This window comes from Sorangium sp. So ce448 (assembly GCF_051520915.1).
GTDB lineage: Bacteria > Myxococcota_A > Polyangia > Polyangiales > Polyangiaceae > Sorangium > Sorangium cellulosum_B.
Genome location: NZ_CP150343.1, coordinates 11,977,086 through 11,995,690 on the forward strand (window position 1 = coordinate 11,977,086; position 18,605 = coordinate 11,995,690).

Sequence of the window (18,605 nt, forward strand, 5' to 3'; positions counted from 1 at the left end):
CTACGACGGGCTACGCGCGACAATGAGAGGGCGGAGCCTCGCCTCGTGCAGGATCCATTGCAGAGACGCACAGGCATAGAAGTCGGTCCTGCGACAGCTCACGATCACCTCGGGCTTCCTTCCGGCCGCTGCTCTCTCCCAGAGCTTGCTGCCCAGGTCGTCAAGCGACGTCCGGTCCCCCGGCGGCAGACCGAACCCGCCCGGATGGCACGGGATGTCGAGCTCCTGGCCCGCCCTGTAGGCACCCTCGATCTCCTTCGGCACCTGCTCGAGCTTCACCTTGCAGCCCCCCGGCCCCGCCGGCGTGCCGGCCTGGGCCGGAGACCTGCTCCAGCTCACGACGAGCTTGCCGGCCACCGAGCTACGCGCGTCGGTACCCCCCACGGCGACGGGCAGATCCATGAGGCCCGCGCTCTCCATACCCGACGTCGAGACGAATGCGAAGCCAATGAAGACGAAGGAAAGAAGAGTGTACATGTCGAGCGCGCTGAGGAAGAGATCCTCGCGGGACGAGACGCGGCGGCTCACGCTTTTCCTCCCGTCACCCCCGGCGCCGGCTGCCCCTTCAGGTTGCCCGGGTGGCCGAGATACCCGCCGCCGACGCCCATGATCCTGTAGGTGTGCTCCAGGACGCGATCGGCGCTGAACGCGAGGATGCGCATGAGCAGCCCCGCGAGAGTGGCGCTCATGGCGAGGCCGATGCCGTTCGAGAAGCGCCCCCGGTCGCCGGCGCCGAAGACGGACGGGTCGAAAACGACGAGCAGCGCACACGCGCTGAGCAAGAAGCCGAGCGCCGGGCCCACCACCTCGAACCACTCGAGCATCCGGCGCACGCCGATAGCGCGTCGGTCCACGCGATCGAGGTGCGGGATCACGGCGGAGACTCCCGTCCGCTCGTCCTCCTGGACCTTGTAGAAGCGCCGGACAGCCTGCGTGCCCGCGCCGAAGAGACCAATCACGAGACCAACGAGGAGGCACGCGAGCACGACGTCGACGCAGATCATGAACGCGACGAGCACGGGTACGCCCCGGAGGACGATCCATCGCGTCGTGTCGGCGATGATCCGCTGTGGGTCCTCGGGCTGGATCACCTCGGCACCGCCGAGGATCTGCGCCGCGATCGCACACGGCTCGGCGAATTGCTCGCTCGGCGAGGCGCACTCGGCGGCGGGCACCGGTTGGCTGCCGTTCCGCATGACCTTGATCGAGCTCACGTGGATCGCGCCGGCGTAGGGCGTGGTCACGCCGCCGATGCTCCGGCTGGGCAAGAGCCACAGATCGACCGGGGTCGATGCAGGCGTGAATCCGATCGTGACGGTCCGCGTCCCGCCCGTCTCCGCCGCGCTCTCGATCCTGCACGAGGAGACCTCGATCCCCTGCGAAGCGCCGAGCTTCAGGTGCTTGTTCTTGAGCGCATCGTCGCTGCACAGGGCGACGGAGCCTCCCCCGCGCAGCCAATGCTCCCTGGCGCTACGTGCGCTGTCCGCGAGCAGGAGCCGGTCGCCATCGAAGTCCGCCGTGAACTCGACCGTCAGCTCTTTAACGTTCGGCCAGATCCTGAGATGGAACGCCTGCTCGCCGGGCGCCGGGCGGAGCTCCCAGGCCCACGGCGAGAGGAGCCACACGTAGAGGAGCCCCGCGAGGCTTGCAGCAATGACGAGCAGCACGCCGAGCCGCTCCATCCACCACCGGCCGGCGCTGGACCGCGAGGGCGCCGGGGCGGGTGCCAGCGCCGGCGCCGGCGCTGGCACCCCAGCAGGTGATGGCACGGCCGCAGCGGTTACGGCTGCAGGGATGGCGGGGGCCGGGCTCGGGACGGGACCGGCGACCGTAGGGCTCGCGGCGGAGTCCGCCGCCGGGCCTCGCGAGGAAGTCGAGGACGACGTCGGGTCGCCTCCGTGGGGGTGGCCCGCGGTGTGCGGGCTCAGATGCTGACTGTTGTTCTCCATCGCTGCGATCGCCGAGCCCCCGAACGAGGGAGCATCGGCACCGCGGATGAGCATACGAAGCGCTCGCGCGGTCGGGTATACGCAGGGCTACGTAGGGGCCTGCCCCTGGGCGGTGTAGAGAATCTGCCCGTCTCCACGGATCGAGGCTCCCGCAGAATCCGCAACGATCTTCGACGCTTGCTGTTCCAACATGCGATCGACGACGAAGGGGGTCTCTCCCCGTGGTAGGCTGGCAGCGTTCGACTTCCATCTGTCTCGCCGGGAGATGACTGATGGCACACGCCGCATCGCGCGGGTCGCGACAGCAGCAGCTCCTCTCCGCCGTCCTCGAGGCATTGCACCAGACGCCGGATGTCCACGGGGTTTTCGAGGTCGCATTCCCGCTCCTCGCGCAGATCGTGCCGGTGGATCAGGGCGCGCTCTGCATCTCGAACCCTGCGCTGGCCGGCGGGTATGACTGGGCCACGCTGGGCTTCGCGGTGGACTGGTTCAGCGCCTACCCGAACATGGCGCCGCACGACTTCGTCCGCCGGGCCGTCGCGGGCAGCCCGAACGTGGTCCTCCGCGACTCCGAGATGATCACGCGCGCTGAGCTCGAAGTGAACATGATGTACCGCCGCTCGATCGATGTCGGCATGCCGCTCGAGCAGGTGATGTCGGTCATGCTGGCCGGCGACGCGGGCTGGCACGCGGGGATCAACCTGTACCGGGGCCGCCGCCGCCCGTTCTCCGACCGGGAGCGCGACGCCCTCCAGCAGTTCGCGCCCCTTTTTGCGAGGGCCGTGCGCAAATGCAAGCTGCTCGCCGAGGTATCACGCAGGGGAACCCTGCTCGAGTCGATCCTCGCGCACCAGGGGTTCGAGGCGGTGGTGATGGCCTCCTGCTTGGAAGTGATCGATCGCACCGCGGGTGCCGCTGCGATCCTCGGGCGCTGGTTTGCACCCGCGGAGCTCGAGCGGGGCGAGCTGCCACGCCCCTTGCGCTCGCTCCTGGAGGAGACAGCGCGCCGGGACGAAGGGCGCGTCGGCCCTCTGCCCCCATGGACGAGGCAGGGGGCCGGCGGCGCGCGGCTGGAGGTGACGATCCTTCCGTTGCCCGACGCGCCCTACCGGACGGTGTGGGCGATCCTCCTGAGAGAGGTGCAGCGGCCCGAGAATAGTTGGGATACGCGGCTGACACCGGCGGAGCGGGCGGTGGCAGCCCGCGTTCTGCGCGGGTGGGACAACCAGCTCATCGCCCAGGATCTGCGCTGCGAGAGCGGCACGGTAAAGAAGCATCTTCAGCACATCTTCGATAAGCTCGGGATCAGCAGCAGGACAGCGCTCTGCGCCCTCGCGATGCGCGCGCGCTGAGCGCCTCCCCGCCAGCGCGCCCGCACCTTGCGACGGCGGAGCAACAGATCCTCCCGTGGAGTCCGAGGCCGGCAGGGGCGTCGCGTGGCGGTCAGAGGGGGAATCGAAACCTTCTGCGCTCCCGCGCTCGCCTCAGGGCCGCGACCATACCACCTTGGTGGTATGATGTGGTGCGCATCGCCGCGACTAGGGTCGATCCGCAAGCAGCGCAAGGAGGTCGCGTATGCCATCGACCCTAGGACATCGATTCTTCATCCTCCCCTCGCTCCGCGGCGCGCAGAGCCAGGGACTCTCCCTGCTGATCCTGACAGACGGCAACGAGCGGGCGCGCAGGTGGCGCGGCGGCTATGCCGCCGGGGCAGCGGCCCTCGTCGCCGCGGCGGAGCACGTCGCCCGCATGCCGGACGTCTCGCGGCTGATCGCCTGTATCTTGTCACCCGATAACCTCGCCCAGCGCCCCGACGAGTTCTTCCGCGAGCTGCACGAGGCCTTTCTCGATCTCGGAGCCGCAGTCGAGGGAGGGCGCGCGCTCGCGGGCGTCCGTCTGGGCCTCTGCGGGCGCCTTGGAGGCCTGCGCATCCGGGGCGGGGCCGCCTCGGAGCTGGCAGACGCGATAGCGTCGACCATCGCACTCACCGCGGAGCGCACTCAGCCCGGCCTCCAGCTCCTCTTCGGCGTGGACTACCCCGACAGCGTCGCGCTCGATGTCGACGTCCACCTCGTCCTGCGCACCGGCATGGAGGAGGCGGGCGTCCTCAGGCTGAGCGGGCTGCGGGTGACGCCCGGCATGGTGAACGTCGGCGTGCAGCGATTGTGGCCCGATATCGTGCCCGCCGACATTGACGCAGCGCTCGAGGTGGCGCGCCGCCACGCATACCCGACGCTTCGCTCCGGCCACCCCCTCCCGCTCGCGCTCGATTTCGTCACAGCGCTGGAAAACGCCGGCATCGAGCAGCCCATCGCGGTGACGATCCCCACGCATGCTCACCGCAGCGAGGTCGCGCGCGCTCTCCGCGAGCGCCTTCCGAACGTCTCCCGCGTCGTACGGGTATGCAGCGCCGACGGCCGCGGGCAGCGCCCTGCGCGGAGCGGCTCTTCGCACGTTGTTCACCTCCTCGCCGCGGATCAAAGCCCGGTGGACGCCGCCGACGCCGGCTACACCGCGCTCCTCGCGTCGGGCCAAACCGGGCCGGCCTTCCTGCTCCCGGCTGCTCCGCGGCCAGGCTACGCCAACGTGCACGCGTGCGCGCCCGACGTCGACGGCTGGATCGAGGGCATCCGCGAGGCCATCCGGTTCGCCGCCGCGCACCCTGCGCTCCGCGGGGCGAGCCGCGCGCGCCAGCTCCAGTCCGGCGCCTCTGCGCCGGGATCGCCGCCCGCGCAGGACCTCGCTCCGAGCACGCTCGCCGATCGCTTCGCGCAGGCAGCACTCGATCGAGCAGCTTCGGCCGGCCTGCTCCTCTCGGACCCGTGCTTCCAGCAGGCTGCCCGGAACTACGCCCTCACGGCCTTCTTCACGTGTTTTGGCGCCGGTCTCGGCGATGACGCGGCGAGCTCCGCCGCGTGGGAGCCGGGAGCGCACCTGCTCGCACGCTATATGCTCACGGTCGCGGCCGGCGACGAAGGCGTCTTCGACCTCGAGCTCCCCGACGAGGCAGCGCCGGAGCGACTCGCTCGGATCAGCTCCAGCGCAGCCTTCCTTCAGCGCTCGTTGCGATGTGAGGCGACGTTGGGCGCCCCGCCGCCGCCAGTGCGAGCGCTGGTCACGTCCATCGCTGCGCAGTGGGAGGAGATCCTCGACCGGCACCGCGACCGGAGCCACCCGGCGCTCCTCGATGGCTGGCGGCGCGGGCTCTCGGATCTCTACGAAGCCAGCGTCAAGGAGTACCTCGACGTCGTGACGGACAACCCGCTCGTCGACCACCTCATGGCCGGCGGCGAGGCGGCGCGCAACGCCGCGCAGCAGGTCGAGCGCCTGTACGCAGCGAGGGGCCCGGGCTCGGTTGCCATGCACCTCCGCGCCGCGCTGGCACGGGCCGCCGGAGCACGCCACGTCGAGGCCGCGCGCGAGCTGCGGCTCTGGCTCTACGTTATCGATGTCGCCCCTTCCGTGGGGGCTGGCCTGCTCTTCCGGACCGCGGCGCTCGCCGTCCAGCGCGGTGACGTACCGGAGGCAGGCCTCGACGCGCTGGACGCCGTGGCCTCGCTGCTCGACCTGCGGGTCCGGCTCGCCAACGATCTCGCCAGCTCTCATGGTCCGACCGGGCGCGACCGGGATCCGAAGCGGAGCGCCCTGTCGGTCATGCTCGGAGCGAGGCCGCCGGCCTCACCGGACGAGCCGGCGTACGCGAGCTGCCTCGCGGCGTGCCGCGAAGCGCTCGCCTTGCTCGACCGCGAGCTCGCCCGGGCGATAGCCGCCCTCGATGCGGTCTGGCCCGGGCTCGCGCGCATGGTGCGGCGCGGAGCGCTGGTGGGCCGGCTGGTGTACGAGCGTGGTCATTACGCCACGTTGTCGCGGGAGGAGATGCTGTGGATCGGCGCGGAGGCGGAGCAATGCTCCCGCTCGACAGACCCCTGCTCCGGCGGGCTGCGTGATCCAGGCTCGGCTCAGGCACGCCTGGCCGAGAACCTCGCAATCAGCTCGTGGCGCGAACCGACCTTCAGCTTCCTGTAGACGTTGTTCACGTGGGTACGGAACGTCCCGATGTTCATCTTCAGCGCGCCTGCGGCGCCCTCGTAAAGCAGGCTCGTGTCCACGAGCTGCTTGGCCACGGCCTGCTCCGTCGGCGTCAGCTTCTCCAGCGCGGCGGCGGCCGCGGGGTGCTCCGAGGGCAGCAACATGGGCGTCTCCCTCAGCAGCAGCAGCGCGATGTCCTCGTCGGCGGCGTGGCTCTCAGCGCGCAGCCGCACCCGCGAGACATCGAGGTGCTTGCGCTCGGCCGTCGACGTGATGCTCCACGTGCGGGCGCCCTCGGTTTTCGCCAGCGCCATGTCGGCGAAGTCCCGCAGCGCCGCGCGCCGCCTGCTCAGCCCGAGGCCGGGACCGAACGTGGCCACCACCTCGTGGGCCCGGCGGTTCGCTTCCCTCAGCGCTCCACGGGCGGAGAGGCAGACGTAGCCAAGCTCCCCCTGCTCAACGATCTGCGTCAGGATGGGCTCCGAGGGGATGAGCGGCACGTCGATCCGCCGCGCTGCTTCGCGCAGCACCGGCCCCATCAGCGCGAGCATGCGTTGGTCCTCGTCGGCGAACCGATCATGCCGCGCCTTGAGCAGCGCCAGCACCACCTGCTCCCGCTCGCCGCCCGGCCGCCGCCGTTCCAGCAGCTTGACGCCGGCGCCTTCCCCGAGCCCGTGGCGGTGGAGCTCCCGCATCACCCGCAGGCTCGGGCGCAGCCGCTCCCCGACCGTCTCCCGGTCGAGGAGCAGCCCTCCCTCCGGGGCGTCGATGACGGGCGCGAGCACATGGTTGAGCAGCGCCGGCTCCGTGCCCATCCATGCCTCGAAGATCGGTTCCGGTACCCGCAGGGCATGGGCGCACATCCCCTCGCCGGAGCCCTGGCAGAACGAGAGGAGCAACCCAGCCTGGACGGGCACGCACCCCGCGATCGCGTCGAGGAGCCCCACCGTCGTCCCTTGCGCAGGCAAGCGGTCCAGGGCCTGGATCGCGCGCTCTAGCCGCGTCTGCTGCTTCGAACCAAGCGGCGTGTGGCTCATCGACGACCTGAACCTCCCGGTGCGGATGAGAGCCTATCACGCGCGCGCCGGGTCCCACCACCTCCCTTCTTCTGCCACAGCGCTCCGGAGTCCGTCCCTGGAGCCGCGGCGCGCCAGCCCAGGCGCCCGCGCGCGGCCCGAGCATGGCAGGCCTACGCGGTGAAAGCTCCGAGAACTTCTGGGTTGTTCCTGCCCTATCGGGGCCGAGCGGCAGCGCGAGCCGGGGAAATCCGGCAGCCCTGCCGGCGCCGCGCCGCTGGTATGCAGCTTGCGATTTGCCCGGGCCAGGCGCCGGCCGCGCGCGGAGGCTCGGATCGAGGATCTTCGCGCGCGGCCTCATGAGCGCGGGCACATCGGCGCGATCGAGCCCGCGGCGCTTGCTGCGCCGCGGATCGCTGCGCCCGCGCGCGAGCTGATGGAGGCCCATCATGACGAGGTTCAAGGTCAAACGTGCGGAATCGCCGGGAGAGCTGCGCGCCCACCTGAGGAAGCGGTGGGTCATCTTCATGAAGCAAGCGGGGTATTCGCAGGCGGTCGATCCGCCGAGCTCGATGGAGTTCGATCGTTTCGATGCATGCCCGGCGACGGCGCACTTCAACATCCTGATCGAGGACGAGGGCGAAGATGCATAGGATCATCGGCGCAGGTAGGGTCGTGCACGCCAGTGCGGAGCTGGCGAGGGCACGGGGCTCAAGGTATGGCTTGCCGCTGGAGGAGGTGCTCGAGATCGACCTCTCGCACATCGCGCCGGTCAGCGAGCTCGGGGAGGTTGGCCGGCTGTGTGTTGATCTCGACTGGAGGAACAAGGGCGCCATCGCCGCGCTCTGCGTCGCGATGTGCGACGAGAGCTTGCTCCGTGGATGCGAATACTGGATCTCTGCGGCCAACACCGGCACCGACTGCGTCGAGCAGGCGGAGCTCACGGCGCGGGTGATCGAGGAGCAGGGGTTGATGCGCGGCGATATCGTCGCGACCCCGAGGGTGGCGGAGGTGCCGCCATCCACGCCGCGGTTCCGGTTCTACAGCGACGAGGAGACGCGGCGGATCCTCGAGGGGGACGGCGTGGAGAAGCTCCGGCTCCCTCCGGTGATCGCGATGGACGCCCGGCTTGGCGCCCGATACTTCAAGCCGGTGGTGCTCGACCGCCACTTCCACATGTACGCGATCCCGCTCCTCGCTCCCGTGCAGCAAGTCCGGAGGAACGCGGAGCGGCTGCTCCGAGCGGCTAGCCGTCGCGGCGCGCACGCCGCCTGACACGGCCGGCGCCGCGCCCTGAGTAAAGGCATCGACCCGACCCGCCCGCACTGGGTGTCGCGCTGGACGACGAGGCCGCTCGACGGCTGCCGCCAGAGCTCGGCCTCGCCGCCGGCGCGCCACCGCCCGAGGCGGTGCATGCACGACGCCCGCTCGCAGGCGGCGCACGGCGCCCGCGAGCGGGGGCCGGACGCCGTGCCCGTGGCGGACCAGCGGTACCTTCTTACGAATGTCGGCGATGGGGTCCTCCGCCGGCGATCCTCGGGGAAGTTCCTGGAAGTTCCTGGCCACACGCGGCGGACACTAGACGTAACCATGCGAAATTATTAATTTAATTCCATGGCGCGGGGATTGCCCCAGAGCCCGGCGTGCCCGCTGCGGCGCCGCGCGAGGCGCGCAGTGCCCGGGAAGGTTGGACCAGGCCGACAGCCTCGGACTGCGCGCCGGTGCGCGTCGCCGCGGGGGCGCAAGGAGCGCGACATGAAAGGCGACTTTATCGTCCAGATGGGGCTGTATGTCCAAGAGTTGATGGCGAGCATCGAGGAGCACCCGGTCCTCGGTCCGGTCACCAAGGGGACCGCGACGAAGTCCGTTTACGAAGAGTTCTTGAAGGGCAGCTACCACTATGTCCGGTACACGAAGCCGCTGCTCACCAGGGCGGCCAAGGCGCTCCAGGCGTGCGACCAGGAGTCCGGGGAGACATGCGCCGCGAAGTCGGGAGAGGAGGACGGACACGAGCGGTGGCTGCTCGAGGACATGGAGGCGCTCGGCGCCGACGCCTCGGCGCTCCTGCGGTCGCAGCCCTACTGGGAGCACCGGGCGTACCGCGCGCTGATCGCGGCCTGGCCGTACGGGGTCCTGGTCGCGGCGCTCGTGCTGGAGAGCTTCGGGGACGCTTACGCGCAGCGCAGCGCGAGCAACTTGCGCGCGCGGAGCCGGATCCGCGCGGTCCGCAGGGGGGAGGGGCTGAGCTTCCTCCAGGGCCACGGCGTGGACGAGGAGCACATCGTGGAGCTGAAGGCGCGGCTCCGGAGGATCAAAGACCCGAAGGTCCAGCGCCACATGGTGGAGCTCACCCCGATCATTGGTCGCCTCTATCTCGGGTTCTTCCGGGAGCCGGACAGCCGGAGGAACCAGCGGTCCAAGGCAAGGGTCGCGTGCCGCCGCAGCGAGGCCGGGCCCTCCAGGGCCAGGCGGGCGACCCGCTCCAGGGTCGCGTCGTCGTCCGACTCGGCCCAGAGCAGCAGCGCGGCGCGCTTGAAGCTCTCCTCGGGATTGTCGAGCAACGCGCTCACCTGATCCGGCGTGAAGGCCGCGCTCACGGCGCAGGCCCAGCCGGCGCGGCATAGCTGCTCGAAGCCCTCTCCCACCTCGGCGCTGGTCGTGAGCCCGTCATCCTGCGCGCACGCCTCGCCCAAGGTACCGGTCAGCCAGACGCGCAGCGGCGGGGGCATGGTGGAAGGTGCACCTTGCTCCCGCGCGGCCTCCATCAGCCAGATCATCTCCTCCGCGTCCACCTGGGCGAACTCCCGCGGGTCGAAGCGCAGCGCCCATGCGAGGTGCTCGGTCGCCCGGCACCGGAGCGCCCAGCGCAGCCTCGAGCGGTCGTGGGGAGCGATGCGGAGCGTGTCCGGGTCGAGGTAGGCGTCGAAGCTGTCCCTGAGCTCCCGGAACCAGCCTGCGTACGCCGGGGCCCCATCGCCGGCGGCCACCGCCGCGGCGCGATGAATCAACCACTGGGCGACCATGAGAAGGTCCTTGGGATCCTCGGCGCGGATCTCCGCCCACGCCGCATAGGCGGCGCGGAGCTCGGCGAAGTGGGCGCCGAGCGCCGGGACACCCCAGTCCTCGGTCTGCCCGAGCGCCCGCATCAGGCGGGGCAGCGCGGGGAGCTGCTCGACGGGGCATCCGATCGGCGGCCATATCGCGTGAGGTGAGGTGAGCCCAGAGGCCGTCACCAGGACCACGTTCAGCCAATGCTGGACGCGCTCGACGGCGAGGGTCTGCGGCGCTCTCTCGAGCAGCGCAGGCGTCTTGTTGAGCAGCGCGATCAGCCGCTTCTGGTGCGGCCGCCAGCGCTGCGCGACATCGGTGTCACTCCATTCGGCGAGCGCGCGGTCCAGCGCGCAGTGGTCGTCGATCGTCTGCGGATCCAGGCCCTCTGGCATGGTGAAGCCATGCTGCGATGCGAGGCGCGCAGCCTTGTCGAGAACGCCCTGGGAGAGCAGGCACAGGGCCCTCCAGCGTCGCCACGCCGAGATGGACGCGTCCTCTGCGAGCGCGACGCCGCTGCGCCACAGCGAGAGGGGGGGCATCTCCGCGATCTGTCCGCGCAGGGCGTCGAGGCTGGGCAGCTCCTCGCTGGCCCGCAGCCGCTCCGCGAGCGAGGCGCCGAGGCCGGCGACGAGCTGGGCCACCTGCGGCTCGACCACCTCCCGCTCTGCTGCTGCGAGCAGAGGCCCAGGGCGGGCCCAGAGCAGCACCTCGGAGAGGCTCGCCTGCTCTGCGGTCGAGTAAGACGCAGAGAGCCGGAAGCCGAGCATGTCGCGCACCTCGGCGTCGGTGATCAGCGCGCTGGCGAGCTGCCTCCAGCGGGGCCACATCGCCTCGTCGTATGCACAGCGTGGGAAGATCTCCAGCCAGCAGTGCATTGCCTCCGCGGGATGCCGACGCCCGAGCTGACCCACGATGGTGATCAGCGCGGGGGCGAGCTCGCCGAGCGCGAGGGCATGATGCCCGGCCATGAGCTTGCGGCGCACGTCGTCGAATGCATCGATCGGACGCAGGTCGTCCGGCAGCCGCGCGAGGGCCAGGAAGACAGGCTCGGGCCTGAAGGCGAGGTGATCCTCCTCGTCGAGCAATCTGCGGCAGCGCTCGAGGAGCTCTCCATGCAGGCCCCGCCGGCCGAGCCCGATCAGTAGCTCCGCGTAGAGGTCGGCGCCGAGCTCTTCCTCGGCGTCCAGTCCGGGCGTCACGCCCAGCGTGCGGAGCTCCTCGTCGGAGGCGGCGTCGAGGACGGCCGGCAGCGCCTCGCGAAGCATCGCGCGATCGTAGTCGGACAGAGAGCCTTCCCTCTGGCAGCCCTCGTCGTCTCGGGTGGGCTCGATGAAGTCCAGGAACCGCTGGGCATCGCTGCGTGTGAGGCCGAGCTGGAGTAGCAGCTCGAGCGCGTGTCTGCCTTTCGCTGCGTCCTCCTCCTCGTACAGGGCGTCGAAGACGACCGTGATCAGGTAGCGGCGCAGCGCCTCGTCCGCGCGGAGGCGATCGTGGTCCCCGGTCTTCTTGAGCTGGACCAGCGCTGCCGAAGCGAGCGCCGCGTCCGCCTCGCGGCTGAGATCGAGCAGGAAGTTGTGCGGGTCGAGGCCCGCCTCCGTGAGGAGCGCGAGCCAGGGGTGGACCGGCAAGTCGTGGCGCAGCGAGTAGCGCAGCACGCCGAGCCGCTGCGCCGTTCTGCTGGCAGCCCGGCGCTCCGGCGAGGTGTAGAACGCGAGCAAGTCCGCTCGGGTGTAATGCTGCTCCGCCGCAAGCGGGCCCGCCTCCAGCGCCCCGACGAGCGCGTCGTGCACGAGCTCGTAGGCCTCCCGCTCCGGCACGAAGCGCACGAGGCGCTTGTCGACCAGCATGTCAAGCGCAGCGCGCGCCGCGGCCGGATCTGGGAAGTCGTCAGCGAGCCGGTCGCGCTTGAGCTGTTGCCTGCGGGAGTGCAGGGTGAGGCGCCGGAGGACCTGGAGCAGGCTCGCGCGCTGCTCGCCGGCGGCGAAGACCTGCAGCGCCTCGTTGACGAACTGCTGCAGCACGTCGGTGCGCCCGATCGAGAGCGGCTCGTCCAGCGCCTTGTCGGCAGGCAACCTGCCCTCGAGGCGCAGGGCCTCGGCGTGCTCGAAGAGCGCATGCCCATAGAGCTGGAGCGCTGGAAGGAATGGTATCCCCTCGTCCGAGGTGCGGTCGACGATCGCCTGCGCCAGCGCGGGCGCGAGCGTGTAGCCCTGCACGCCGAAGTGATGCAGCAGCACGTGGACGGCCTGAGCTGGGGTGAGGGAGGGCAGGTTCACGCTGTCGTGATAGAGGCCACGACAGGCGTCCTTGTAGGGGTGCACATCCGCCAGCCGGTCGCGCCGGATCGAGAGGAGTATCCGCAGGTCCGGGTGCCCCTCCAGCGCGCCCGGGAGGGCCTCGAGCAGAAAGCCGCGCCGGAGCTGATCGTCCGCCTGTGGATCGTCGAAGAAACGCTCGAGCTGGTCAATGATGATGAGGTGTGGGCCGCTCTGCCGGGCGCGCGAGACCAGCGCGTCCCAGCGCTTCGGTAATTCCCCCGTCGCGCTCTCCAGGGTGACGCTGGCCGGACCGTGCAACCTCTTGAAGGCTGGCATGAGCGCGGCCTGAAGGAAGCTGCTCTTCCCGACGCCGGACTCCCCGAAGAGGAGCAGGGCGCGGTACTGCTCCAGCATCCGGAGCACCGCCTCGCGGCGCTCCTCGCGCCCCGAGAGCATCGACTCGTCCTCTTCGCGGTACGCCTCGAGCCGCCGGAACGGGTTCCGGCGCCGGTCCACGCGCCGGAGGCCGGTGGGGATCCGCTGCTCGGGGAGCCCCGAGAGCAAGCCGAGCAGCAGAGATACACGATCTGCGCCCGCGATCCCGCCGTGGTCCGCCACGAGGATGGGCGTGACGCCCTGGTGCCGACGGCGTCCGGCACGGGTGTGACCATGAACGATCGCCAGGATCGTCCTGCCGTCGCCGTCGCCCTGGCTCCATCGCGCGAGCTCGCCGAGATCCGGATCGTCGAGGGGCAGGCCCACGGCGAGCGCCTGGTGGTCGCGGAGGAGCGCCCGGAGCGTGGTCCGAAACTGGTCGTCTGCGAAGGCGCGGGCGTAGTCCTCGTGGCTGAAGACGAGCGTGTGCGGGTGCTCGAGCGTGCCCCGGATCTTGAGGATGGACAGCAGGTCATGGCGGCTCCATGCCAGGTCCTGCGGGAGAGAGAACACGCAGAAGGGTCGACGCAGCTGGCGACAGGCCTCCTCGATCTGTCGGTCGACGGCGGTCGTCACGACATGGCGGACAGGGAGCTGCGCGACGAGCTGGTGGACCGGGGCCAGGGGCTTATGCCAGTCGTCCAGGAGCTCGAGGAGCTCGTCCCGGAGGCCCTTCGGGTCGTGCTCCTGCTGGTACAGGCTGCAAAGGGTCCGGAGATCATCGTTCGGCGCCCCCGTCGCCTGCTTGAAATGGCGGACGAGATCGGCGACGGATGGGAGGCCGCAGCGGGCTGAGAGCTCGGGGCCCAGGAGGAGCAAGGCGCGACCGCCACGCAGCGCACGGGCGAACCGGCGTAGCGCTTCCAGATCCCGGCGGTTCAGGTCAGGAAAGTGCGCTTCGAGCGGATCCCCCGACGGCACGGCAGGGCTACTCCCGGCTACCTCGGCGGGGGCTGGCCCCGGGTCAGCGGACGCGGCGTGGTGCGGGGCTGAGGACGATCCTGTGCTGGACGCTTGCGCTCTGCTCTCCGCGGCAGCCGACGCCTGTGGAGGGGCGACCTGCTCGTCAGCTGGCGGCTCCGTGAAGGCTGCGACGTACTTGCGCAGCCCCGTCGCCTCGGCGTTCACCAGGAATTCTTTCGCTCCCACCTCGCCGAGCCCAGCCGACTCGGTTGCAGGAGCTTTCCGGAGCTGGCTTCTGGGAGACCCTGGCTTCAGGCCGTCCATCCAGCAGGACAGCGCGAACAATGCGGTGTAGAGCGGACGCGGGCCGTTGATGTCGATGAGGTCCCACAGACCAGGAGGGCTCTTCTCGCCAGGGGTCAGGCCCTCATTTATGACATCGTGTGTCGCCTCGACAAGTGCCTGAATCCAGTTCCTGACTCCCCTGAAATCCGCGTCCTTCGTCAGATGCTCGTTCGGATTTTCATCGCGATCCGGGCTAAGGGACGCCAGCTCGCTGCGCGTCTCCTTGCTGAGGTTGGGCCACTGGGCCCTCAGGCGACCATAGACGGAGCTGACGTACCCCCGCTGCAGAGCAGCATGCTCGGTGTTGAGCCGCCTCGTTCGTTTCTTCCAGTGGGGGTAGCTTTTCATCGGCATCGGGGTTCGCTGCCTGCGGATCCTACATCATGCTGGACGCGATGTAGCCCCGCGCTCCGCGCCCGCGGCTCTCGCAGCGGACCTGACGGGCTGCGGAGAGAGCTCCTTCCTCTCCCCGGACGAGCACGGCGCTCTTGGCCGTGCGCGATCTCCTATGCCCGCCAGCACCAAGCGCCGGCGCCCCTCAGGCCTCCGACGAACGCCGAGCGGGTAGTGACGCGGGATCCGTCGATGCTTCCGGCACGCCCACGATGATCGCCACGACCCGATTGCCGGCAGGAGGTATCACCTCGATGCCGTCGAACACAGGCCGGAGAGCCTCTGTCGGGATCGGCTCCTGCAGCAACATCGGTTCGAGATCGGTCAGCGTCCACGGCTTGCGCGTGCGAGGGCGGTCGCGGAGCGCCCGCTCGCGGTACGGCTTGAGCAGACGGATCCACGCATCCGCCACGGATCGCGGGTCAGGGTGCTCCTCCCGCACGTTCGGCCGCACGGCGGTCAGGAGGGACTGCACCACCTCGTGCCGTTTGAGGTCGCCGTGCTCCCAGGCTTGTTGGCTGTAGCACCCGAGCACGCGCTCGGCGAGCTCGAGCGCCCGGCGGCGGCGGACCGGGAGCAGCTCTCTCTCCGTGTCTTCCAGGCGCCGCGTGAACGACTCGACGAGAGCGCTGGCGGGTTCTTCGAGCACCGGGACGACGGGCGGATTCGATGCGAGGCGCTCCCGGAGGAGGTCCGCGATGGCGGCGAGGTCCGACACAGGGGAATGACAGATGGACTCGAAGAAGACCCAGCGCGGCGCGTCCCGCTCGCGGCCGCCCACCGCGCAGAAGGCCCAGGGACTCGCGGATCGCACGGTACTCACGCCGCTGCCCACCTTGGCCTGGCTCGTGCGGATCTTCGCATAGATCTCGTCCGGCACCAGCGCGTGCTTGCCGATGAGAGCCCGCACCGGCCTGAAGGCGTCGGAGATCGGCAGCACGGCGGAGGGGTTGTCGATCCGCGCCGCGTCGGCCAGCTCCCTGACGTCGAGCTGCCGATCGCCGTCCATGTCGCCTGGCAGCTCCAGGTTCGAGCCGATGAGATCGGTGACCATGACGTGCCGCTCGCGGAGGCGGTCGCGGTGCCGTGGCGCGAAGCTCGGCGGATCCCGTGGCCACCATATCTCGACGTCATCGTGCCGGCTGTTCATCCGATCGACGCGCCCGGCCCGCTGCTCCGCGGTGCGGATCACGGTGGGCGTGTCGAGGTGCACGACGCACGAGGCCCCCTGCAAGTTCAGCCCCTCGCTGAGCGCGTCCGAGCATAAGGCGACGAGCCTCTGTGCGGGGGCATCGCGTCCGAGCTGCGCCTGGGCCTTGCGTTTGCCGGCTGCCCCGCTCTGGCCCGTGAACAGCTCGACGGTAGCTCCGCGCGCCTCCAGATCCCGCTTGAACATGGCCAGCGAGATGAGATGCGAGTCGAACGCGAGGACGAGGCCCTTCTTGTCCTGCAGGTCGAACAGGTGGTTGACCTTCGCGCGCTCGCGCGCGCCGGAGAGTCTGGTGGCGAGCGCGGCGATCCTCACATAGAGCTCCGCGTCGGCCGCGCACGTCTCGGCGTGCGCGGCTGGATCCCAGAGCCACGCCGGTGCGCTGGCCTTCAGGGCGGGCGAAAGGCGCCATCGCGGCGGTTTGCCTGCGATCCCCTCGAGCTGACCCAGCACGTTGCCCGTTGCGTCCTTGGGTATCGTCTTCGCGTTGATCTCGAACTTCTCTGCGGCCTCGTCGGTGCCGTGGATGTGCTCGTAGAGGGCGGCGGGCGACGACCGGAGGCAATCGCGCACGAAGTACATCGCGAGCCCGCGCGCGGCGCGGACGATGCGTTTCACATAATCCTCCTCCGTCATGCCTCGGCGCGAGAGGGTGCGGGGTAGCTCGAGCTTCGGGCCGATGCGGGCGACGCCCGTGAGCTTGGCCGCGAGGTCGTTGATCTCGTCGGCGATCGGCGCATCGCTCTCCGATGCGTCGCATGGATAGTAACGCGCGTGGTGGCGGGGGTACCGCGCGCTCCGGCCGTCCGGGAGCCGGTACGCCTCCGCTTGCTCGTTGGCGAGCTGGTTCAGCTCGCTCCGGGTCCGTCGCACCATGAACTTCTCGATCTCGCGACGGATGCGCTTGAGGTCCTCCGCAGGGGGCGGCCCCTTCCTGCTCCGCACTACGCGCTTCAGCTTGCCGAACGCCTCGAGCGCGTCATCGTCGAGGTTGTCCGCGCCGAGCAGCTCGATGAGCGACACGAGGTCGCTCTCCTCGCGGTTGATGGGCGTCGCCGTGAACAGCAGCGCATGATCGGCATAGTGGAGGAGGAGCCGGTCCGTTCGATGGGACGGGTTCATGAAGTTGTGGGCCTCGTCGACGACGAGCAGCTCCGTGTCGTTGATCCCCTTGAGCAGCGCCTTGTGGCGGCCCGCCTCGCGGTTGCTCAGCGGTCCGTGGGACTCCACGACGAGTGGCAGCTTCGTCTCGTGGAGGGCCTGCTGCCAGCTGTCGACCACCGGGGGTGGCACGAGGATCAGCGGGTTCGGATGGCGCAGGCCGCCGCGGCGCAGCTGCAGGTCATAGGCGCCGCGGATGATCCAGGCGCCCATGCGTGTCTTCCCTGAACCGGTGGCGTCGGCGATGACAACGCTCCCCACGTTCTCCAGGATCCACAGCGCTTGCGCGAGCCCCTGCCGCTGGTGCGGCCACAGCGGTCGCTCGAGCGCCTGGGGATCGTCCGCGGGGACGTAGCGCTTCGCCCACTCGCCCTCGAGAACGGACGCGCAGGCCCTCGCCAGCGCCTCCTGCCACGTGGTGGGCTTCAGCAGGATATCCAGGAGGTCGATGAAGCCCTGGCGGAAGTCGGCCGCCGTCGCCCAGAAGCCTTCGGCCAGCGCGCGCCCCTCCGAGAAGCGCTCGGGCTCCGTCGCGGCTTCGAAGCGCACGTTTCCCTCCGACTGGCCGCCGAAGCCTGCGTGTGTGAAGTTGCTCGACCCGACGGTCACGGCGCCTTCGGCGACGAATATCTTCGCATGCAGCGGTCGCCGCGACCGCGGCAGCCGCACGTCGACCAGCCCTTGCTCCACGAGGGCCCGTGCCCGTAGGACCGCGGCGCACAGCACGGGAGAGATCCCCTGATGGAGCCAGTAGTCGCGAAGCTCGTCCTCGAGGTCCTGCGACCCGGCGACGAAGCGATCCCGGCGCGCTGGGAAGGGCTCATTCCCGAAGAGCAGCCGCACGGACTGCGGCCCGGGCCGGTCCGCGCGGCATGCGAGGAAGGGGACGATCCGGTCGAGCGACGCGTACCCGGCCACGACGAGGATGTCGCGGGAGGGCATCAGATCTTCCTCCTCGACGACGTCGCTCACCTGCTTCTTCGCCTCATTGTGTGGGAATCGCCGCGCGTCCGGCCAGGCGATGTCCGGCACAGGGGCACGCGGCTCGGGCCCTTGGCTGCGCGACTGCCCGAGCGGGAGCTGCTCGCCCACCTTCGCCTTGCCCTTTCCGCCTCCGTTCCGGGGTCGCCTCTGCATAGCGACGTACGGCGCACGGAGACGCGGCTCGGGCCCCTGACCGAGCAACTCCCCGAGCGGGAGCTGCTCGCCTGTTTCTGCGTTGCCTTTGCCGCCTCTCCGGGGATGCCGTTGTGGTCGAAGGCTCCCTGACAGGAAGAACTCAAGCCACCGCCGGAGCGTGCTGGCCCGCCGCGCGCGCAGCTTCGCGCCGAAGTTGCTGCACGCCGCGAGGAACGCGCTCGCGGTCCCCGGATCGAGCCTGCCCAGCGAATCGACGCCGGCCCAGGCGAGCCAGGCCGCCCCGCAGGGGGTCGCGGCGAACAGCCCCGCGAGCCGGCTGCACTGGTCGCTTCCGGACAGTCCAAGCACGCGGCGTCCGGCGTCCGTCACCGCGAGGTCGACGTCGATGAGTCCAAGGATGCGCGCGGCCTGCGTGTAGTAGTGGACGTCTCGCTCGTCGTTGAATCCAGGAGCGGCGTGCCGATCGCCGCGGTGCTCGAGGTGCTGCACGAGGTGCAGCACGCGCGCGAGGACGTTCGCCTGCGGCACATCGTTCGACGCGAGGCGTGTGGGCTGCGACGTGGTCATCCCGGAGTCCCTTGCTCGAGGGCGAGGCTCACGCGGCCGGATCCGCCGCTGGCCAGGTGACGACGAGGTCGACAACGACGGTCCATCGGCGTCTCCTTGCTCGCTCGTGACCGGTTCGTCGCATCACGTCTCGGGTTCGATGGTGTAT

At 70.1% G+C, this 18,605-nt stretch carries 9 protein-coding genes; 4 read left to right on the forward strand and 5 right to left on the reverse strand.

All coding sequences use genetic code 11. The features are described from left to right. Entirely contained in the window at positions 1-528 is a 528-nt protein-coding gene (locus WMF45_RS45140; protein WP_437712993.1) for a hypothetical protein, read from the reverse strand. Beyond that, on the reverse strand, positions 525-1,769 hold the full coding sequence (locus WMF45_RS45145) for a hypothetical protein (protein WP_437712994.1): 1,245 nt from the start codon (positions 1,767-1,769) through the stop codon (positions 525-527). Before WMF45_RS45145 ends, WMF45_RS45140 begins: the two co-directional genes overlap by 4 nt. Positions 1,770-2,221: 452 nt before the next feature. On the opposite strand from WMF45_RS45145, the gene WMF45_RS45150 reads away from it, so the two are divergent. After that, complete coding sequence (locus tag WMF45_RS45150) at positions 2,222-3,301, forward strand: response regulator transcription factor (protein ID WP_437712995.1); 1,080 nt, start codon at positions 2,222-2,224, stop codon at positions 3,299-3,301. A gap of 223 nt (positions 3,302-3,524) precedes the next feature. Further along, complete coding sequence (locus tag WMF45_RS45155; protein ID WP_437712996.1) at positions 3,525-5,975, forward strand: hypothetical protein; 2,451 nt, start codon at positions 3,525-3,527, stop codon at positions 5,973-5,975. Here the strand turns inward: WMF45_RS45155 and WMF45_RS45160 are convergent. Continuing rightward, positions 5,909-7,015: a hypothetical protein gene (locus WMF45_RS45160; RefSeq protein WP_437712997.1), complete on the reverse strand. Its 1,107-nt coding sequence runs from the start codon at positions 7,013-7,015 to the stop codon at positions 5,909-5,911. The genes WMF45_RS45155 and WMF45_RS45160 overlap by 67 nt on opposite strands. Positions 7,016-7,443: 428 nt before the next feature. On the opposite strand from WMF45_RS45160, the gene WMF45_RS45165 reads away from it, so the two are divergent. Both WMF45_RS45165 and WMF45_RS45170 read left to right on the forward strand, forming a co-directional pair. Next, positions 7,444-7,647 carry a hypothetical protein gene (locus WMF45_RS45165; protein WP_437712998.1) on the forward strand — a complete coding sequence of 68 codons (204 nt, stop codon included), beginning with the start codon at positions 7,444-7,446 and terminating at the stop codon, positions 7,645-7,647. Further along, positions 7,640-8,269, forward strand: coding sequence for a hypothetical protein (locus tag WMF45_RS45170; RefSeq protein ID WP_437712999.1), 630 nt, complete (start codon positions 7,640-7,642; stop codon positions 8,267-8,269). The genes WMF45_RS45165 and WMF45_RS45170 overlap by 8 nt, the downstream gene beginning before the upstream one ends. A 1,094-nt stretch (positions 8,270-9,363) precedes the next feature. On the opposite strand, the gene WMF45_RS45175 is transcribed toward WMF45_RS45170, so the two are convergent. Together WMF45_RS45175 and WMF45_RS45180 are read right to left on the reverse strand one after the other, a co-directional pair. Then, positions 9,364-14,340 carry an nSTAND1 domain-containing NTPase gene (locus tag WMF45_RS45175; protein WP_437713000.1) on the reverse strand — a complete coding sequence of 1,659 codons (4,977 nt, stop codon included), beginning with the start codon at positions 14,338-14,340 and terminating at the stop codon, positions 9,364-9,366. 184 nt (positions 14,341-14,524) lie between these two features. Next, on the reverse strand, positions 14,525-18,457 hold the full coding sequence (locus WMF45_RS45180) for an SNF2-related protein (RefSeq protein ID WP_437713001.1): 3,933 nt from the start codon (positions 18,455-18,457) through the stop codon (positions 14,525-14,527). Positions 18,458-18,605: the final 148 nt, after the last annotated feature.

Coding starts and splice junctions, on each gene's coding strand:
- WMF45_RS45150 (WP_437712995.1), top strand. CDS start 2,222: ATGGCACACGCCGCATCGCGCGGGTCGCGACAGCAGCAGCTCCTCTCC.
- WMF45_RS45155 (WP_437712996.1), top strand. CDS start 3,525: ATGCCATCGACCCTAGGACATCGATTCTTCATCCTCCCCTCGCTCCGC.
- WMF45_RS45160 (WP_437712997.1), bottom strand. CDS start 7,015: ATGAGCCACACGCCGCTTGGTTCGAAGCAGCAGACGCGGCTAGAGCGC.
- WMF45_RS45165 (WP_437712998.1), top strand. CDS start 7,444: ATGACGAGGTTCAAGGTCAAACGTGCGGAATCGCCGGGAGAGCTGCGC.
- WMF45_RS45170 (WP_437712999.1), top strand. CDS start 7,640: ATGCATAGGATCATCGGCGCAGGTAGGGTCGTGCACGCCAGTGCGGAG.
- WMF45_RS45175 (WP_437713000.1), bottom strand. CDS start 14,340: ATGCCGATGAAAAGCTACCCCCACTGGAAGAAACGAACGAGGCGGCTC.
- WMF45_RS45180 (WP_437713001.1), bottom strand. CDS start 18,457: ATGACCACGTCGCAGCCCACACGCCTCGCGTCGAACGATGTGCCGCAG.